Annotated in this window: 18 protein-coding genes; 8 read left to right on the forward strand and 10 right to left on the reverse strand. The window is 72.6% G+C overall.

The annotated features are described in order from the left end of the window. Positions 1-37: 37 nt before the first annotated feature. Both EDF50_RS08245 and EDF50_RS08250 read right to left on the reverse strand, forming a co-directional pair. Complete coding sequence (locus EDF50_RS08245; protein ID WP_123519089.1) at positions 38-1,345, reverse strand: LLM class flavin-dependent oxidoreductase; 1,308 nt, start codon at positions 1,343-1,345, stop codon at positions 38-40. A gap of 1 nt (position 1,346) precedes the next feature. After that, the gene (locus EDF50_RS08250; RefSeq protein ID WP_233570457.1) at positions 1,347-2,792 is read right to left on the reverse strand and encodes an O-acetylhomoserine aminocarboxypropyltransferase/cysteine synthase family protein; all 1,446 of its coding nucleotides are present in this window, start codon (positions 2,790-2,792) and stop codon (positions 1,347-1,349) included. A gap of 276 nt (positions 2,793-3,068) precedes the next feature. Here EDF50_RS08250 and EDF50_RS08255 point away from each other — a divergent pair, with 276 nt between their 5' ends. After that, positions 3,069-5,279 carry an NADP-dependent isocitrate dehydrogenase gene (locus tag EDF50_RS08255; RefSeq protein ID WP_123519090.1) on the forward strand — a complete coding sequence of 737 codons (2,211 nt, stop codon included), beginning with the start codon at positions 3,069-3,071 and terminating at the stop codon, positions 5,277-5,279. Between the two features lie 195 nt (positions 5,280-5,474). Here EDF50_RS08255 and EDF50_RS08260 read toward each other — a convergent pair whose 3' ends face one another. After that, positions 5,475-6,428: a LysR family transcriptional regulator ArgP gene (locus EDF50_RS08260; RefSeq protein ID WP_123519091.1), complete on the reverse strand. Its 954-nt coding sequence runs from the start codon at positions 6,426-6,428 to the stop codon at positions 5,475-5,477. A gap of 69 nt (positions 6,429-6,497) precedes the next feature. Between EDF50_RS08260 and EDF50_RS08265 the strand changes: the two genes are divergently transcribed. Continuing rightward, complete coding sequence (locus EDF50_RS08265; RefSeq protein ID WP_123519092.1) at positions 6,498-7,142, forward strand: LysE/ArgO family amino acid transporter; 645 nt, start codon at positions 6,498-6,500, stop codon at positions 7,140-7,142. 34 nt (positions 7,143-7,176) lie between these two features. Here EDF50_RS08265 and EDF50_RS08270 read toward each other — a convergent pair whose 3' ends face one another. Next, entirely contained in the window at positions 7,177-8,634 is a 1,458-nt protein-coding gene (locus EDF50_RS08270) for a CDP-alcohol phosphatidyltransferase family protein (protein WP_123519093.1), read from the reverse strand. 107 nt (positions 8,635-8,741) lie between these two features. Between EDF50_RS08270 and EDF50_RS08275 the strand changes: the two genes are divergently transcribed. Further along, a complete protein-coding gene (locus EDF50_RS08275) occupies positions 8,742-9,314 on the forward strand; it encodes a YdeI family protein (RefSeq protein WP_123519094.1) in 573 nt (190 codons plus the stop codon). A gap of 26 nt (positions 9,315-9,340) precedes the next feature. Here the strand turns inward: EDF50_RS08275 and EDF50_RS08280 are convergent, their stop codons facing one another. The 4 genes from EDF50_RS08280 to EDF50_RS08295 form a co-directional block, all read right to left on the reverse strand. Further along, the gene (locus EDF50_RS08280) at positions 9,341-9,973 is read right to left on the reverse strand and encodes a Pr6Pr family membrane protein (RefSeq protein WP_123519095.1); all 633 of its coding nucleotides are present in this window, start codon (positions 9,971-9,973) and stop codon (positions 9,341-9,343) included. A gap of 144 nt (positions 9,974-10,117) precedes the next feature. Then, the gene (locus EDF50_RS08285; protein ID WP_123519096.1) at positions 10,118-10,567 is read right to left on the reverse strand and encodes a Rho termination factor N-terminal domain-containing protein; all 450 of its coding nucleotides are present in this window, start codon (positions 10,565-10,567) and stop codon (positions 10,118-10,120) included. Positions 10,568-10,635: 68 nt separating this feature from the next. Next, entirely contained in the window at positions 10,636-11,277 is a 642-nt protein-coding gene (locus EDF50_RS08290; RefSeq protein ID WP_123519097.1) for a class F sortase, read from the reverse strand. 1 nt (position 11,278) lies between these two features. Further along, on the reverse strand, positions 11,279-12,013 hold the full coding sequence (locus EDF50_RS08295; protein ID WP_123519098.1) for a CHRD domain-containing protein: 735 nt from the start codon (positions 12,011-12,013) through the stop codon (positions 11,279-11,281). 257 nt (positions 12,014-12,270) lie between these two features. On the opposite strand from EDF50_RS08295, the gene EDF50_RS08305 reads away from it, so the two are divergent. Continuing rightward, a complete protein-coding gene (locus EDF50_RS08305) occupies positions 12,271-12,780 on the forward strand; it encodes an RNA polymerase sigma factor (RefSeq protein ID WP_233570459.1) in 510 nt (169 codons plus the stop codon). Continuing rightward, positions 12,773-13,576 carry a hypothetical protein gene (locus EDF50_RS08310; RefSeq protein ID WP_148076791.1) on the forward strand — a complete coding sequence of 268 codons (804 nt, stop codon included), beginning with the start codon at positions 12,773-12,775 and terminating at the stop codon, positions 13,574-13,576. The genes EDF50_RS08305 and EDF50_RS08310 overlap by 8 nt, the downstream gene beginning before the upstream one ends. Before the next feature lie 111 nt (positions 13,577-13,687). On the opposite strand, the gene EDF50_RS08315 is transcribed toward EDF50_RS08310, so the two are convergent. Together EDF50_RS08315 and EDF50_RS08320 are read right to left on the reverse strand one after the other, a co-directional pair. Beyond that, positions 13,688-14,734, reverse strand: coding sequence for a Gfo/Idh/MocA family protein (locus tag EDF50_RS08315; protein WP_123519101.1), 1,047 nt, complete (start codon positions 14,732-14,734; stop codon positions 13,688-13,690). A 108-nt stretch (positions 14,735-14,842) separates the two neighbouring features. Continuing rightward, positions 14,843-15,688 (reverse strand): helix-turn-helix transcriptional regulator, encoded by an 846-nt coding sequence (locus EDF50_RS08320; RefSeq protein ID WP_123519102.1) that lies wholly within the window; start codon positions 15,686-15,688, stop codon positions 14,843-14,845. A gap of 173 nt (positions 15,689-15,861) precedes the next feature. On the opposite strand from EDF50_RS08320, the gene EDF50_RS08325 reads away from it, so the two are divergent. From EDF50_RS08325 to EDF50_RS08335, 3 genes are all read left to right on the forward strand, one after another. Next, positions 15,862-16,605: an SDR family oxidoreductase gene (locus EDF50_RS08325; RefSeq protein ID WP_123519366.1), complete on the forward strand. Its 744-nt coding sequence runs from the start codon at positions 15,862-15,864 to the stop codon at positions 16,603-16,605. 34 nt (positions 16,606-16,639) lie between these two features. Then, positions 16,640-16,873, forward strand: a complete 234-nt coding sequence (locus tag EDF50_RS08330; RefSeq protein ID WP_123519103.1) for a PLDc N-terminal domain-containing protein — start codon at positions 16,640-16,642, stop codon at positions 16,871-16,873. A 128-nt stretch (positions 16,874-17,001) separates the two neighbouring features. Next, positions 17,002-17,601 carry a GIY-YIG nuclease family protein gene (locus tag EDF50_RS08335; protein ID WP_233570461.1) on the forward strand — a complete coding sequence of 200 codons (600 nt, stop codon included), beginning with the start codon at positions 17,002-17,004 and terminating at the stop codon, positions 17,599-17,601. Positions 17,602-17,633: the final 32 nt, after the last annotated feature.

Consider the following 17,633-nt stretch of genomic DNA (forward strand, 5'->3'; position numbering starts at 1 on the left):
GGGACGGCGACCCGCCGACTCCACGAGGAGGGGCGGGTCAGCCGAACAGGTTGGCGCGCGTCCCGCCCGGGGCGAGTTCGTCGCGCAGCACGCCACGGCGCCGCAGCACGGGGACGAGGTCGTCGAGCATGCGGTGCAGCGTCACGGGGTGCAGGTCGCCCGAGAACAGCAGCCCGTCGTTGTCGCCGTCGTCGCCGAGTTCCTCGACGAAGTCCGCGAACTCGTCGGCCGTGCCCACGAACCCGGCCCGGTCGGCGACGAGTCCCTTGCGCGCCTTGCGGGTGAGCAGCTCGCGCAGCGGGGCGTCGTCGGTGCCGCCGTAGAAGCCCGCGATGCTGCCGTGCGACACGTGCTCGCCGAACACCCCGCGGTCGACCGCGCGGTCGAGGTCGAGCCCGGTCAGGTCGGTCTCCAGGTCGCTCGACCACCCGAGGGCCACCTGAGCGAGGACGTCGTCGGCCGGGTGCCGTGAGGCCTCGACGACCCGGTCCGCTTCGTCGTGGCTCGACACGATCTCGGGCTTCACGACGAACAGGACGCGCACGTCGTCGGGGCCGCGCCCGTGCTCGGTCGCCGCCGCGAGCACCTTCGCCCGGTAGTCGAGCACGGCCTGCGCCTGCAGTGGGGCGAGCGCGAGCTGCACGTCGGACTGCGTGCCCGCGAACGCCAGCCCGCGGGCCGAGCCGCCGGGCGAGACGACCAGCGGGTCGCCGCGCTCGAACGGGACCGCGTTGAGCGGCCCGTCGACGGCGAAGTGCTCACCCCGGTGTCGGAACGCGTCGATCCTCGTGCCGTCCGCGTAGCGCCCCGTGGCCGGATCGGCGACGAGCGCGCCCTCGCCCCAGCTGTGCCACAGGCGACGGACGACGGCCATCCACTCGTCGGCACGGTCGTAGGCGGCGTCGTGCGGCAGCGGCTCGAGCCCGACGTGCCGGGCGCTGCCGACGTCGGTCACGAGGTTGATGCCGAAGCGGTCCGAGCTGAGGTGCGCCAGGGTGGCCGCCTGGCGCGCGGCGAGGTACGGGGGAGTGATGCCCGCGTTGACGGTTGGCGCCAGCCCGATGCGCGAGGTGGCCGCGAAGAGGTACGGGGCGAGCAGCAGCGGGTCGTGCTTCGGTCCGCCGTAGGCGCTGCGCACGCGCAGGTCGAGGGTGTCGGGCGAGCCGAGCGAGACCGCGTCCTCCATCACGATCAGCTCGAAGCCGGCCTGCTCGAGCTCACGGGCGGACTGCTGGTAGATCTCGGGCCGCGTCCAGTCGTGGTTCCACTCGCGGTACGGGTGGCCCCAGCCCTGCGGGCCGAAACCGCGCGAGAAGAACCAGCCGAGGTGCTGCCGGCGGGCCATCTCAGGCGTCCACGCGCGGGCGGGCCGTGCGGCTGTCCGCCTCGGCGACGTCGTCGCCGGGATCGGAACCGAGGAGGCGCGCTCGGCGACCCGCGCCTCCTGCGTCCGTGGCCCGTGCCGCGGCCTGCTCGCGGACCGCGGCGAACCCGCGCTCGAGGTCGCGCAGCAGGTCGGGCAGGTCCTCGATGCCGACCGAGAGGCGCAGCAGGCCTGGCCAGATGCCGGCGGCGTCGCGCTCGGCCGGGGTGCGGCCCGCGTGCGTGGTGGAGGCCGGGTGCAGCACGAGCGAGCGGACGTCGCCGAGGTGCGTCATCCGGCTGAAGAGCTCGACGGCGTCGACGAAGGCCGCGGCGTCCGCCTCGCCGCCCGCCAGGGTGAACGAGAAGACCGAGCCCTGGCCGCGGGGCAGTTGGCGCTGCGCGAGGGCGTACGAGGGGCTCGATTCGAGCCCGGAGTAGTCGACGCTCGACACCTCGGCGCGTGCCTCGAGCCAGCGGGCGATCGCGAGCGCGTTGCTCGAGTGGCGTTCGACCCGCAGCGACAACGTCTCGATGCCCTGCCGCAGCAGGAAGGCGTTGAGCGGCGACGGCGTCGGGCCGAACCGCGAGACCACGATCTCGCGGGTGTACGACACGAAGGCGCGACGACCGAGCCGCTCGGCCCAGCTGCGGCCGCCGAGCGAGCGCTCGGGCTGGTTGAGGTGCGGGAAGAGTCCGGGGCGAGCCGCCCAGTCGAAGGTGCCCGCGTCGACGACCACCCCGCCGAGTGCCGTGCCGTGCCCGGCCAGGAACTTGCTCGTCGAGTGCACGACGACGTCGGCGCCGTGTTCGATCGGGCGAAGCAGGTACGGGGTCGCGAGGGTGTTGTCGACCACGAGCGGCAGGCCGTGGCGGTGGGCGACCTCGGCGAGTCCGGCGACGTCGATCAGGTCGTTCTTCGGGTTCGGGATCGGCTCGCCGAAGAGCACGCGCGTGTCGGGGCCGATGCGACGCTCCCACTCGGAGAGGTCGGCGGCGTCGTCGACGAAGTCCACGCCGATTCCCAGGCGGCCGAAGTTCTGCAGCAGCAGCCCGCGGTTGCCCTCGTAGATGCTGCGCGACGACAGGACCCGGTCGCCCGCTTGCACGATACCGAGCAGGGCGGACGTCGTCGCCGCCTGGCCGCTCGCGACGAGGATCGCCTCGGCGCCGCCCTCGAGGTCGGCGAGCCGACGCTCGACCTCGTCGGTGGTCGGGTTGCCGTTGCGCGTGTAGAGGTAGCCCTCGTCGTCGCCCGCGAACCGCTCGCGGGCGTGCTCGAAGCTGTCGAAGACGAAGCCGGCGCTGAGGTGGATCGGCGTGACCCGGGCCCCGTGCGCGCCGTCGGGCGTCGCCCCCGCGTGCACCTGGCGGGTGGTGAAGCCGGCGGGTCCGGGCCGCGTCGACTCGGACGGTGCGGTGTGGGTCACGGGTGCCTCCTCGTCGCGGGTCGGAGCCGCGGTGCCGTGCAGCCTGTCACCCGGGGCGCCCCACCCTCAACGAACGTGACGCCCGGTTACCGCGCCGACCCGCGCCTCCTGACCTCCGGGGCCGTCGAGACGCCTCGACGGGTCTTCCCCGGGTGCGGGCCCGGAGGGGTCGTCCAGACCGGGCATGTATCTTCATGTCGAGAGACTTCTGCGCGGTAGCGTAGGAGCAGCACCACCGAGCACACGCATGCCCGACAACGAGGGAGCACCTGCCGCATGGCGAAGATCATCTACACGCTGACCGACGAGGCGCCCATGCTGGCGACCTACTCGTTCCTGCCCATCATCCAGGCCTACGCCAAGACCGCGGGGGTCGACGTCGAGACCCGCGACATCTCGCTGGCGGCCCGCATCATCAGCCAGTTCCCCGAGCGCCTCACCGACGAGCAGCGCCAGGGCGACGCCCTGGCCGAGTTGGGGGCACTGGCGAAGACGCCCGAGGCCAACATCATCAAGCTGCCGAACATCTCGGCGTCGATGCCGCAGCTCAAGGCCGCGGTCAAAGAACTGCAGTCGCACGGCTACGACCTGCCCGAGTACCCCGACTCGCCGTCGACCGACGCCGAGCGCGACGTCAAGGCCCGGTACGACAAGGTCAAGGGCAGCGCGGTCAACCCCGTGCTGCGCGAGGGCAACAGCGACCGCCGCGCCCCGCTCTCGGTCAAGAACTACGCCCGCAAGCACCCGCACCGCATGGGTGCCTGGACGGCCGACTCGAAGACGAACGTCGCCACCATGGGTGTCGACGACTTCCGATCGAACGAGAAGACCGTCGTCGTCCCGGCCGACGACACCTTGCGCATCGAGTTCGTGGGCGCCGACGGTCAGGCGCAGGTGCTGCGCCAGTCGATCCCCGTGCTCGCCGGCGAGGTCGTCGACGGCACCGTGCTGCACGTCGCCGCGCTGCACGAGTTCCTCGCCGCGCAGATCGCCCGGGCCGAGGCCGAGGGCGTGCTGTTCTCGGTGCACCTCAAGGCCACGATGATGAAGATCAGCGACCCCATCCTGTTCGGCCACGTGATCCGCGCGTTCTTCCCGCGGGTGTTCGAGCGGTTCGGCGCCGACCTGAAGGCCGCCGGACTCGACCCGGCCAACGGTCTCAACGGCATCCTGCAGGGCCTCGCGACGTTGCCGAACGGTGACGAGATCAAGGCCGCCTTCGACCAGGGGATCGCCGACGGCCCCGACCTGGCCATGGTCGACTCCGACAAGGGTGTCACCAACCTTCACGTGCCGAGCGACGTCATCGTCGACGCCTCGATGCCCGCCATGATCCGCACCTCGGGTCACATGTGGGGCCCCGACGGCGACGAGCACGACACCCTCGCGGTCATCCCCGACTCGAGCTACGCCGGCATCTACCAGGCCGTGCTCGACGACTGCCGCGCGAACGGCGCCTTCGACCCCGCGACCATGGGCTCGGTGCCGAACGTCGGCCTGATGGCCCAGGCCGCCGAAGAGTACGGCTCGCACGACAAGACCTTCGAGGTGCCCGGCGACGGACTCGTCCGCGTCGTGAACCAGGCGGGTGAGACGCTGATCGAGCACGAGGTCGCCACGGGCGACATCTGGCGCGCCTGCCAGACGAAGGACGTCCCGATCCGCGACTGGGTCAAGCTCGCCGTCACGCGGGCGCGCGCCAGCCAGACGCCCGCCGTGTTCTGGCTCGACGAGACCCGCGCCCACGACGCCACCCTGATCGGGCTCGTCCGCACCTACCTCGCCGAGCACGACACCGAGGGCCTGCAGATCGAGATCATGTCGCCGGTCGACGCGATGGCGTTCTCGCTCGAGCGCATCCGCCGTGGCGACGACACCATCTCGGTCACCGGCAACGTGCTGCGCGACTACCTGACCGACCTGTTCCCCATCATGGAGCTCGGCACGTCGGCCAAGATGCTCTCGGTCGTGCCGCTGATCAACGGTGGTGGCCTGTTCGAGACCGGCGCCGGCGGTTCGGCTCCGAAGCACGTCTCGCAGCTCGTCGAGCAGGACTACCTGCGCTGGGACAGCCTGGGTGAGTTCCTCGCCCTCGCCGTCAGCTTCGAGCACCTGGCGACGCAGACGGGCAACGCGCGGGCACAGATCCTCGCCGACACGCTCGACCGCGCCACCGGCACGTTCCTCGACGAGAACAAGTCGCCGGGCCGCAAGCTCGGCTCGATCGACAACCGCGGCAGCCACTTCTACCTGGCCAAGTACTGGGCCGACGAGCTCGCCGCCCAGACCGACGACGCCGAACTCGCCGCCGCTTTCGCCGGGCTGGCCGCCACCCTCGGCGGGGCCGAAGAGACGATCGTCGCCGAGCTGATCGAGCCCCAGGGCACCGCCGTCGACATCGGGGGCTACTACCACCCCGACGCCGCGAAGACCGAGGCCGTGATGCGCCCGTCGCACACGCTCAACGAGGCGCTCGCGACGCTGTAGGGCGCGAAGCCCTCGAGAGCAGGAGGCGCGGTGCCGGCTGGCACCGCGCCTCCTGTCGTCTGCGGGCCCCGGTCCGGTGGCGGGCCCGGGTGCCACCGTCGGGGTCGAGTGGGCGAGAGATGCTCCTCGCGGGCCGTCGAGCAAGATCTTCCGCCCACTCGGCGCCCTGTGCAGGGCGGACGGAGCGGGTCGGCGTCAGGGGTGCAGGGCGCGGCGGGCGGTGGTGCGGACGGCCACGGTGACGGCGTCGAGCAGCGGTGAGGCGAGGGTCCAACGCTGCCAGAAGAGCGGCACGTCGACGGGGTCGTCGGGGGCCAGTTCGACCAGGCGACCGGCGTCGAGCTCGGGGGTGGCCTGGGCCTCGGGCAGCATGCCCCAGCCGAGGCCCAGGACGACGGCCCGGGCGAAGTCGGCCGACGCGGGCACGTGGTGTCGGGGCGAGAGCGGTTCGTGACCGGTGAGGCGCCTGACGAAGTCGTGCTGCAAGGCGTCGGTACGGTCGAAGACGACCATCGGGGCCCGGTCGAGGGGTGCGAGGTCGAGCCTGCCGAGACCGGGTTCCTCCGGGCCGCGGGGCCCGCCTGCCAGCCAGCGTTCGACGAGACCAGGGCTCGCCACGGCTCGGTACCGCATGACGCCGAGCGGCTCGGAGCTGCAGCCCTGCACGGGCTCCCGGGTCGCGGTGACCGCGGCGAGCACATCCCCCGACCGCAGCAGCTCGGCCGTGTGCTGCTGGTCGGCCCTGCGCAGGTCGAAGACCACCGGAACGGTCGGCGGGACGGCGGCCAGCGCGTCGAGGAACCAGGTCGCGGTCGAGTCGGCGTTGACCGCGATCGGCAGGGTCGTGGGCGCGGGGTCGTCCGACGCGGCGTCGTTCCCGTCGCGACGGCCGGTGCCGAGCCGGGCGAGGGCGTCCGAGGTGAGCAGGTCGATCTGCCGGGCATGGCGCAACAGGACGTCGCCGGCCGCGGTGGTCTCGACCGGGGTCGAGCGACGCAACAGCACCTGCCCGGCCGCACGTTCGAGCTGTTTGATGCGTTGCGACACCGCGGACTGCGTCACGTGCAGGCGTCGTGCGGCCGCCTCGAAGGTGCCCTCGTCGACGATCGCGCGCAAGGTGTCGAGCTGATCGAGTGCGAACCGGGTCATGAGCAGAGCTTATGCAGCATCGAGAACATGAGTTGGCGCGATGACGCGGGATGGTCCTAGCGTGGCGGCATGACCGTCGTGACCGTGCTGCCCGCCGTCCTCTTCGGCTTCGGCACGAGCCTCGCCCTGATCGTCGCGATCGGCGCTCAGAACGCCTACGTGCTGCGCGTCGGGCTGCAGGCGGTGACCCGTGCCGTCCTGCCGGTCGTCGTGGTCTGCGCCGTGAGTGACGCCGTGCTGATCAGCGCCGGGGTGGCCGGGGTCGGAGCCCTGGTCGAGGCGGCCCCGCAGGCAGTGCTCGTGGTGCAGCTCGTCGGCGCGGGATTCCTGCTGGTCTACGGCGCCCTCGCCGCGAAGCGGGCGATCCGGCCGACGGGCGCACTGACGGTCGACGTCGACGGCTCGTCTCCGACGGCACCCGCCCGGACCGTCCCGGCCGTGCTCGGCGCCCTCGCGTTCACCTGGCTGAACCCGCACACCTACCTCGACACCGTCGTCTTCCTCGGTTCGGTCGCGAACCACCAATCACCCGAGCTGCGCTGGTGGTTCGCCGCGGGGGCGATCACGGGCAGCTTCGTGTGGTTCTCGGCGCTGGGGTTCGGCGCGCGCCTCCTGCGTCCAATGTTCGCGAAGCCGGGCGCCTGGCGCGTGCTCGACGCGGTCATCGCCGTCGTGATGGTCGCCCTCGGATTGCGGCTGCTCACGGGCATCTGAGGCCCGTGGTCGGTCGCGGTCGGCCCCGCCGGCGTCAGGCCGGGCGCTCGGCGATCGCGCGCTGCCAGCGGACGAGCATCACACGCGCGTAGTGCACCGCCGAGACGTAATGGAAGACGAGGCCGACCAGGAAGACCAGGTAGCCCACGCCGATCACGCTCGTCCACTCGGGCCCGGCGAGTGCCACGCCGAGCAGCAGCACCGCGAGACCGACGAAGCAGAGGCCCGTGCGGAGGCGGCCCGCCCACCACACCGGCACGGCGGGATCGCCGCGGAACGCCAGGACGGCACCGACCGCGAGCAGCACGTCGGGCACGAGCAGCAGCACGGCCTCCTGCCAGCCGAAGACGTCGGCGGTCGCGAACGCCACGGCCACCACCACGACGGTCAGCCGGTCGGCCACGGGGTCGAGCCACGACCCCAGCACCGAGACCGAGTCGGTGCGCCGGGCCACGAACCCGTCGAGCCAGTCGGTCGCGAACACGACCCCGATCACGACGAGGGCCGGCCACCAGAGCTCGGCGACGAGCAGGCCGGCGAACACCGGCAACAGCAGGAGGCGCGCGGCCGTGATCGCGTTCGGCACGGTCCGCCAGTCGTCCACCTCGAAGAGGCGGTGGCGGAGGGCGCCGAGTCGGCGGGACGACAGGTGCCCAGTGATGAACTCGCCCGAGGCGGACGCTCCCGCGACGACGGGATCGGCCACGGCGTGCCCGGCCGCGTGGACGACGGACGAGACGGGCCCGCGGTCGTCGGCTCGCGCCTCCTCGTCCGATGTCTCGGCCTGCGCCTCGTCGGCGCGGGCCGCCCTGTCGTCGGCCGCGACGGTCTCGTCGACGGCGCCGGTCGACGCGCCCGCCACGCCGTCGGCCGCCGCGGCCCGGCGACGACGCACGAGACGCACGACGAAGACGATCGCCACGATGACGGCCGCCCCGACCAACGCCCACGACGAGAACTGCCCGAGGTACCGTTGCGCCGCCTCGAGCGACGACCGCAGCAGGAACCCGATGCCGACGTAGACGGCGGCCCAGGTCAGTGCCCCGCCGAAGGACGCGGGCAGGAACGAGCGATAGGGCACCTTCGCGACCCCGGCCGCCGCGGGCGTGAGGGTACGGACCACGGGCACCAGGCGAGTGAGGAAGACCGCGGCGGCCCCTCGTCGCTCGAGGACGGCGACGGCGCGGTCCCAGCTGTCCACGCCGATCTTGCGGATCACGCGCGTGTCACGGAACCCCGTGCCGAAGCGGCGACCCAGCAGGTAGCCGACGTGGTCGCCGAGCGAGCCGCCGATCGCCACGGAGACGAAGAAGGCGACCGCCGGCCACGGGCTGTCGAAGGTCGCGGCGAGCAGCAGCACGATCGTCTCGCCCGGCACGAAGACGCCGAGGCCGAGCCCCGACTCGGTGAACGAGAACAGCGCACCCAAGGCCCAGACGAGCGGGGTCGGCAGCGACGAGCCGACGTCGGTGATCCACCCGATGATGTCCATCCCGCCAGGCTAGGGGAGCGCTGCTGAGGGGGCGTCGGCCGGGGGACGCCAGGCGGGTCGGTCCCGGAGACGGGGTCGCGTCCGTCGCGAGTCGGTAGGGTCGCGGCATGGTCAGCTTCGCCGACAAACCCGTGCTCGACGTGACGGTCGAGCAGTGGCGCGAGTACCTCGAGGGCGACCCCGACGGGGGTGGTGTGCGACTGACGCTCCGGAAGGTGCGGTCGACGGTGCCGGGCATGACCTGGCCCGAGGCGCTCGACGTGGCCCTTTGCCACGGGTGGATCGACGGCCAGACGAGCCGGCTCGACGACGACTTCACGCTCACGGCCTTCCAGCCGAGGCGGAAGGACAGCCCGTGGTCGCAGGTGAACCGTGACCACGTGGCACGCCTGGTCGCCGAGGGCCGCATGACCCCCGCGGGGCAGGCGGAGGTCGACCGGGCCAAGGCCGACGGTCGCTGGGACGCCGCCTACCGGCAGAAGGACGCCGTGCCGCCCGACGACCTGCAGGCCGCGCTCGACGCCGATCCGGCGGCGGCCGCGCACTTCGCGTCACTGACGAAGACCGAGCGGTTCCGGGTGTACTTCCGATTGGCCGCGCTCAAGCGACCCGAGACCCGTGCGGCGCGTGTCCGCGACGTGGTCGCCGCGGCCGCCCGGGGCGAGCAGCACTACCGCTGAGCCGAGCCCAGGAGGCGCGGGTCACGTCAGCGACGCGAGCGTCGTCTCCAGAAGCGGCCGGCCACCCGCGCGAGACCCACCAGCGCGACCGACAACACGGCGAGGGCGACGAGCAGCACGACCATGTAGACCGCCAGGGGGCCGTAACCGCCCAGCGCCTCCGGGTCGTAGAAGGGGTACGGGTAGAACGACGTGAGCGGACCGCGGACGAGCGAGTAGACGCTGTAGACGACGGGCACGACGAGGCCGATCGCCGCTGCGCCCCAGGGGAGGCGTCGCCCGACCGGCAGCACCAGCCAGTCGACCAGCACGGCGATCGGCATCACCATGTGCACGATCACGTTCACCCAGGGCAGCACGGCACCGCTGACCTCGGTCAGCAGGGCGTTGAAGACGATCCCGACGAAGACCATGTCGACGACCGAGATGAGCCGCACGGTGTCCCAGGCGCGGCTGCCGGGGCGGCGCCGCAGCGTCCGGACGCCGCCGACGACGAACACGACGACGGCGAACAGGTTGCTGAGGTTCGTGAAGTACGAGAAGAAGTTGACGACGCTGAAGTGGTTCTCGAGATGCACGGCGAACTGCGCACCAACCGCCGCGAGCGCGAGTGCCGCGAACACGAACCGGTACGGGACCATCAGTTGAGCGCGCGTCATGTCCTCACCCTAGTGAGGCTGCGGGCCAGGGCGACGACGCTCTCTGCGCCGCGTCGCGCCGTCTGGCTGCCCTCGTCATGTGGGAGCACCCCGTCTGACGAGCCGGCCAGGAGCGAACAGGGTCGGGGGCCGGCGCCCCCGGGGTCAGGCCTGCTCGATCTTCTCGATCAGGGCGGCTTTGGTGTACCGCGAGACGTTCGTGACGCCCTTGGTGCGGGCGAGGGCGCGCAGGGCGACGAGGGTCTGCGCGTGCAGGTCGACGTGGGCGTCGTGCCCGTCGGGCAGCTGCACGCTGGTCTCGTCGATGTCGGGCAGCGGCGGGGTGTAGATCGAGCGCGGCTCGGCCGGCGTGGTCGTCGTCGAGCTCTTCGTGGCCTGCCCGGCCCCCTTGGCCGTCTTCTTCGCGTCCTTCAGCCCGGACGCGGCGTCGTCGAGGGCGTTCTCGAGCGGCTTCACCGACGGGCGCGACTTCTTGGCGAGCTTCTTCGCCCGACGCTTGGCCTCGGCGACGGCGGCCCGGGCGTCGGTGACGGCGTCCTCGGCCTTGTCGTAGGCCTTGGCGGCGGACTTCTTGAGCTTCTTCTGGTCGGCCACGGATCGGCCCTCTCTCGAACGTACGGAAATCGTGGGTCCGAGAGTGGCCTCGCGACCTGGGACGACTGTCAGGCGACCGGCTCGGCGAACACGACCCGGTTCTGGTCATAGTGGCCCGACGCACGGTCGAAGACGCCGCCGCAGGTGATCAACCGCAGCTGGTCGGTCGGTTGGGCGCCGAAGACGCGCGTGGTCGGGAACTCGGCCTTGGGCACGTCGACCACGTCGGTCACGACGTAGCCGACGACGCCCCCGTCGATCGTCGTCACGTCGACGCGGTCACCGGGCACGACCTCGTCGAGCCGGGCGAACACCGCCGGACCCGAGGCCGAGTCGACGTGTGCCGCGATGACGGTCGGCCCGCGCCCGCCGGGCTTGCCGCCACCGGTGAACCAGCCGACGTCGTCCGCGTCGACCGGCACCTCCATGGCGCCGTCGTCGGCGATGCCGAGGTCGACCAACGGGGCGTCGAGCCCGATCGCGGGCACCGAGACGGCGGCCGGGGCGACGCCCTCCCCGACGCCCTCCCCGACGCCCTCCCCGACTGCAGGAGGCGCGGTGTCGGTCGCCGTCGGAGCCCCGGTCGTCGGGGTGGTCGCCCCCGCCCCCGGGGTCGGCGCCGTCGTCGGTGCGACCGTCCCGGGTGACGCGCACCCGGTCAGGGCAAGGACGACGGCGACGACGACCACCGGGAGCAAGGAGCGTCCCACGTCAGGCCTGCGTCGAGCGGTGACGACGGGTCAGGACGTAGGCGCCGGCACCGAGCAGGGCCAGCGCCCCGACGCCGCCGGCCGCGAGGCCGAGACCGCCGGCCGACGCGCTCTCGCCGGCCGCGCCTCCGAGTCCGGTGTCGACGCCGCCGACGGGCACCTGCGTCAGCTGGCCGCGGACGACGCCGGCCGCGAACGAGGCCGTGTGCGAGTCGCCCGTGAAGCCGGCCGGGTTCGCCTCGAGCTGTTTCAGGCTGAAACCGGCGCCCGTGTCGGCACCGGCGGCGCTCATCACACCCGTGGTGAAGGGGCCCTGCAGGCAGCCGCTGCTCGTGCGCGTGCCGTCACCTCGGTCGACCGGGTTCGGGAACGCGATCCGCGGCGGGCCGGCCTGGCCCTGCGCCGCTTCGTGGATGTGCGTCGCCGTCTTGGCCGGGCTCTGGTAGTCGCCGGTCACGCCGCGCAGGGTGATGTCGTAGCAGATGACCTCGGTGTCGCTGTTGACGCGGAAGTCGAACGTGCCGGTCGCACCGGGCTCGCCCGGGGTGGCGACCCCGTCGTTGTTGATCACCTGGTCGGGCGTCGCCATCACCGTGTAGGCGCTCGTGAAGGTCGACGGCTCGGGCACCTCGGTCTCGGCGAACGCGGGCGTCACGCCGAACAGGGTGACGGCGGTCGCGGCGGCACCACCGATCGTCAGGGTACGGATGGCGGTCTTCTTGGTCGTGCGCGTCATCTTCGGCATGCTCCGGGTCCTCTCGACGGGGCGGCACCCGGGCGGGTGCCGCTCGACAGGGCCTACGTCGGGCCGGGCCGATCCGTTCACGACCGTCACGAGAAAGTTCGTGCCCGGTCCGATGAACGCGGGAGGCGCGGCGGACGTACACCCCGTCGGCATCCGCGACCGGCGCGGATAGGCTGGAGGGCAGGCGGATGATCGCCGTCATGGGTCGCGCGGGGCCCGTCCCGGTCCGCGTGGCAGATCGGAGCCCGATGAGCGAGGGGTCGTCCGACCTCGACGTCCGCGCCGCGTTCGTCGAGCACGGCTCGTCGCTGCTCGGTTTCGCCGTCAACGCCCTCCGCGACCGGGCGCTGGCCGAGGACTGCGTGCAAGAGACCTTCGTGCGCGCCTGGCGTGCCCGCGACTCGTTCGACGCCGACCGCGGCAGCGTCCGCACCTGGCTGTTCGCGATCGAGCGCCGCGTCGTGCTCGACGTGTACCGGGCACGCACGCGCACACCGTCGGTGGTGCCGCTCGAGCACGCCCCCGACCCCGTCGCGAGCGTGCGTGACCCCCTCGAACGGCTGGGCATGGCCGAGGGGCTCGCCCGCCTGAGCGACGACCACCGGGCCGCCGTCGTGGCCGTCCACCTCGAGGGCCTGAGTTACCGCGAGGTGTCCGACCGCACGGGCGTCCCCGTCGCGACGCTCCGCACCCGCGTGTTCCACGCGCTGCGCGCCCTTCGCACCCACCTCGACGACCAGGAGACGACCGATGACTGACCGCACGCCAGGGATGGGGGCCGGTGACGGTGACGCCCGTCGCGACGAGTTGGTGGCCGCGGCGCTCGCGGACGACCTCTCGCCGAGCGAACGCGTGGAGTTCGACGAGCTGCGGGCTGCCGACCCGTCGATCGACGCCGAGCTGACGTCGTTCGGGGTCGTGGTCGTGGGACTGTCGGACTTCGGTCGCTGGGACGACGTGGCCCCGAGCGACCGGCTGCGCGAGCACGTCGACGCCATCGGACACGTCGCCGAGGCCCCGGCCCCTCGCGGCACCGACGTCCCTCTCGACGCCGGCACCGCGCCCGACGGTGTGCCGGTCACGCACATCGGACCCCACGTCGCCGCGGCACGCTCGGGGCGGGGCCGACGCCCGCTGCTGATCGCGGTCGCCGCCGCCGCGTGCCTGGCGGTCGGTGCCGGGGGTGGGGCCCTGCTCGCGACGCCCCGCGACACGGTGGTGGCCGGTCCCGCCGGCACCCTCGGCGCCGTCGAGCACGTGGACTTCGTCGGTCAGCCCGCCGGGGTGGACCTCGACGGAGATCTCGTCGCCCACACGTGGGGAACCGAGACCGTCCTCAGCGTCGACGGCCTCCCGAGGGGCTCGGCGTTCACGGTCGTGGTGGTCGGCGGCGACGGGCGCGAGTACGAGTCCGGTGCGTTCCTCGGGTCGGACGTGCGCGTCGACTGTCGGTTGAACGCCGCCGTGCTGCGGTCCGAGGTCGCATCGGTCGAGATCCGTGCGGCGGACGGCCACGACATCGCCGTCGCGTCGGTGCCTCCGGTCGCGAGCTGAGCCGCGCCATCCTGCCGTGCTGACCCGCGCCTCCGGCTCTCGTCCGCCGAGATGTCACGACGTGCCGCTCGCCTCTGGACGTGAGCGGCGAGTCGTGACATCTCGGCGGGCTCAGACGACGGTCAAGGAGGCGCGGGTCGCCTCGATCGTCGCCAGCAACGACCTCGAGTCGGCCAGGGAGTGCAGGGGCGAGTCGCGCAGCCCGGCGGCCACGTAGGACGCGAGGGCGGTCGCCTGGTAGGCGAGCCCCTGACGACCGGTCGGCACGGTCGGGTCGCTCCAGACGGCCGACCCGCTGCCCGTGGTCAGTTCGAACGTCGCCGGGAAGACGAGGTTCTGCAGGGTGCGGAGGGACCCGGTCGTGCCCGCGATCGTGCCGAGCCCGGGTGACGTCGTGAGCAGGCTTGTCGCCGCGGTCGCGAGCACACCGTCGGCCGTGCGGGTGACGACGGCCGCGTCGAGGTCGACGCCGTCGGCCCGGGTCGAGCCGGTGGCGTGCCACTCGACGGGGTGACCGGTCGCGAACTGGGTGAACCAGAACGCGTAGACGCCGATGTCGAGCAGCGCACCGCCGCCGAGCGCCGGGTCGGTCATGCGTCCGCCGGCCGAAAGGTCGTTGGCCCACGCGACGTCAGCGGTCGCGAGCCGCACGTCGCCGATCGCGCCCGCGGCGAGCAACTCGGCGATGACGGTGGTGTGCGGCAGGTAGCGCGTCCAGAGCGCCTCCATGGCGAGGACCCCGGCGGCGCTCGCCGCGGTGGCGATCTCGTCGGCCTCTGCCGTGCTGGTCGCCATGGGCTTCTCGATCAGGACGTGCTTGCCGGCCCGGATCGCGGTCAGGGCGTCCGGCAGGTGGCGGGTGTGGGGCGTGGCCACGTAGACGACGTCGACGTCCGGGGAGGCGGCCAGCGCCTCGTTCTCTCGGTACGCCGTGTCGACGCCGTGGGCGCGGGCGAACGCCTCGGCCCGGTTCAAGCTGCGGGAGGCCACGGCGACCACGCGCTGGTCGGTGTGCGCGTGCAGGGCGTCGGTGAAGTCGCCGGCGATCTCGCCCGGGCCGATCACGCCCCAGCGCAGGGTCGGACCGCCCCGCAACGGGACGGCCGTCGCGGCGGGGAAGCTCGGGGTGCTCGGGGTGCTCGGGGTCTGCGTGGCCATGCGGTCTCCTCGGGGTCACGTCGTCGTGCGTGCGTCCATCTTCGCGGGTGTGCGTGCGGGTGCGGGTGCTGGTGCGGGTGCTGGTGCGGGTGCGCGTGCGCCGACGAGTCAGCCCTGCTCGGCGAACCGTCCTGCACCGATCACGTCGAGCAACCGCAGCTTGGCGTCGTCGTCGGACCCGGGCGTCGCCGTCAGCACGAGCAGCGTCTGCGACTGGTCTTCGGTGAAGAGCGCCTGGCAGTCGACCTCGATGCGACCGAGCTCCGGGTGGAGCAGCGTCTTGCGGTCGTCGAAGCGTTGGTGCACCGTGTGCTTGCTCCAGATCGTCGCGAACTCCTCGCTCGACGCGAGCAGCGCCTCCACCAGCTCGCGTGATCGCCCGCCGCCGCCCGCCAGGCTGAGCGCCGCGCGCAGCCCCGATGCCTGCAACTCGAGTTGGTGAGGGTGGTCCTCGACTGGGTAGGAGGCGCGCTCGGCCGGGTCGATGAACCATCGGTAGAACGCGCTGCGGTCCAACCCCTCGTACCGCATCTGGTCGCCGAGCAGGGCGACCGCGAGCCGGTTCTGTGCGAGCGTCTCGGCCAGGTCGCTGAGGACGAGCGCGGGGGTGTCGACCAGGCGGTCGAGCACCCGCAGCAGGGCAGGACTCACGTGGTCGCCACCACGCGTCCGGCGTGGCGGATGGTGACCGGTCAGGCGGTAGAGGTGGTCGCGTTCGTCGAGGCTCAACCGCAGCGCCCGGGTGAGAGCCACGAGCATCTGCTCGGACGGCTGGGGGCCGCGCTGCTGCTCGAGCCGCGCGTAGTAGTCGGTCGACATGCCGACGAGCCCTGCCACCTCTTCACGACGGAGCCCGGCGGTGCGTCGCCGCACACCCTCGGGCAGCCCCACGTCGGACGGCCGCAGCGTCTCGCGGCGGTGGCGGAGGAAGTCGGCGAGTTCGGCGCGGTCCATGGCTCCATGCTGTCAGCCGCGGCACGCGCCAGCCAGGGAGCACCGATCCCTGGACGAGCGCTCTCTGCCGCACCGCGCCTCCGCGGGTCAGAGTGGTGGTCGTCACCCCGACCACCGTCGGCGCGACGACCACCACCGGCCGCGCCCCGCGCGGCACACCCGAAGGAGCAACCGTGAAGATCAGCGGCAACACCGTGTTCATCCCCGGAGCCACGTCCGGCATCGGCCTGGGCCTCGCGCTGCGCCTGCAGGCCGCCGGTAACACCGTCGTCGTGGCAGGCCGACGCCGGGCGCTGCTCGACGAGATCGTCCGCGACCACCCGGGCCTCGAGGCCGTCGAGCTCGACATGACCGACCCGCAGGCCGTCGTGGACGTCTCGGCCGAGGTGCAGCGCCGCTGGCCCGAGACCAACGTCGTCGTCGCGATGGCCGGCATCATGCAGACCGAGGACGTCACGACCGGCGACTTCCTCGCCACCGCCGAGTCGACGGTCACGACCAACTTGCTCGGTCCGATCCGCCTCATCGCCGCATGGACGTCGTTCCTGCAGACGCAGCCCGCCGCCTCGTTCGTGACCGTGTCGTCGGGGCTCGCGAGCGTGCCGCTGCCGATCACGCCGACCTACAACGCGACCAAAGCCGCCATCCACTCCTTCAGCGAGGGCATCCGTGTGCAGCTCGCCGACACGAGCGTGCAGGTCGTCGAGCTCGTACCGCCGGCCGTGCAGACCACCTTGCTCGGCCAGCAGGACGACCCGTCGGCCATGCCGCTCGAGGAGTACCTCGACGAGACGATGGCATTGCTCGAAGCGCAGCCCGACGCCCACGAGATCCTGGTCGAGCGCGTCAAGTTCCTGCGCAACGCTGAGGCCGAGGGGCGGTACGACGCGGTGCTCGCGCTGTTGAGCGGGCACTGAGGCCGGGCTGGGGGCAGCGCCCTAGGCTGGGCGGATGAGTGCATGGGGCGACTGGGGTCCGGCGGTGGTGGCGATCGTCGTGGCGGTGGTGTACCTCGTGATCGTCGTCAGCATCGTGCGGGCGGTGCGGCGTCGGGCCGACACGACGCAACTCGAGCGCACGGTCTGGACGGTCGCGGCCGTCCTCTTCCCGCTCGGCGCCGGCGCGGTCTGGCTGCTGCTCGGGCCGCACCCGCTCGGGCTGCGCATCGACCACGAGCAGGATTAGGGCCCACCCGGCCCATCTCCGGTCGTGGCGAGGTGTCACGACGTGCCGCTCACCTCCAGAGATGAGCGGCAAGCCGTGACATCTCGACAGGCAGACCGGGTGTCGGTGGCCGCACCTAGCCTGCGGGGATGACCCGCCCGACATCCCGACCCGACGGCTGCCGAGGAGGCGCGGGTCGACACGACGAGGCCGCCTGCGGTCGTCCGGTCGCTCCCGCGTCACCCGTGCCGCTCTGCGACCGCCACCTCGCCATCGCCGCCGACTGGGTGGCCACGCTCGAGGGTCCCGGCGAGGGAGTGACCGACCTGCTGCCATCTCCTTGCCTGGCGTGCGGGTCGCGGCTCGGCGTGCACTGGCCGTCGGGGTGGCTCTGCGCCGTCTGCGAGTGGCGCCAGGGCGACGTGCCCGACGGCGAGCTCGGGGTCGTGCGGGTCGACGTCGTCTACTACATCCGGTTCGACGACCGCATCAAGATCGGCACGTCGTCGAACCCCCGGCAGCGACTGGGCACGCTCTGGCACGACGAGCTGCTCGCCTTCGAGCGCGGCGACCGCCTGGTCGAACGGCGGCGGCACGGGCAGTTCTCGGCGACGAGGTTCGGGCGCACCGAGTGGTTCGCGCAGAGCGCCGAGCTCGACGCCCACGTGGCGGCGCTGGCCGCAGGCGTCGACGACCCGTGGCAGCGCTACGCCCGCTGGCGCAGCGAGGCGCTCGCCCTGCGCGGCTGACCCGGCTGACGCCTGCGGCCTGCGGCCTGGCG

The organism is Frigoribacterium sp. PhB24 (genome assembly GCF_003755185.1).
GTDB lineage: Bacteria > Actinomycetota > Actinomycetes > Actinomycetales > Microbacteriaceae > Frigoribacterium.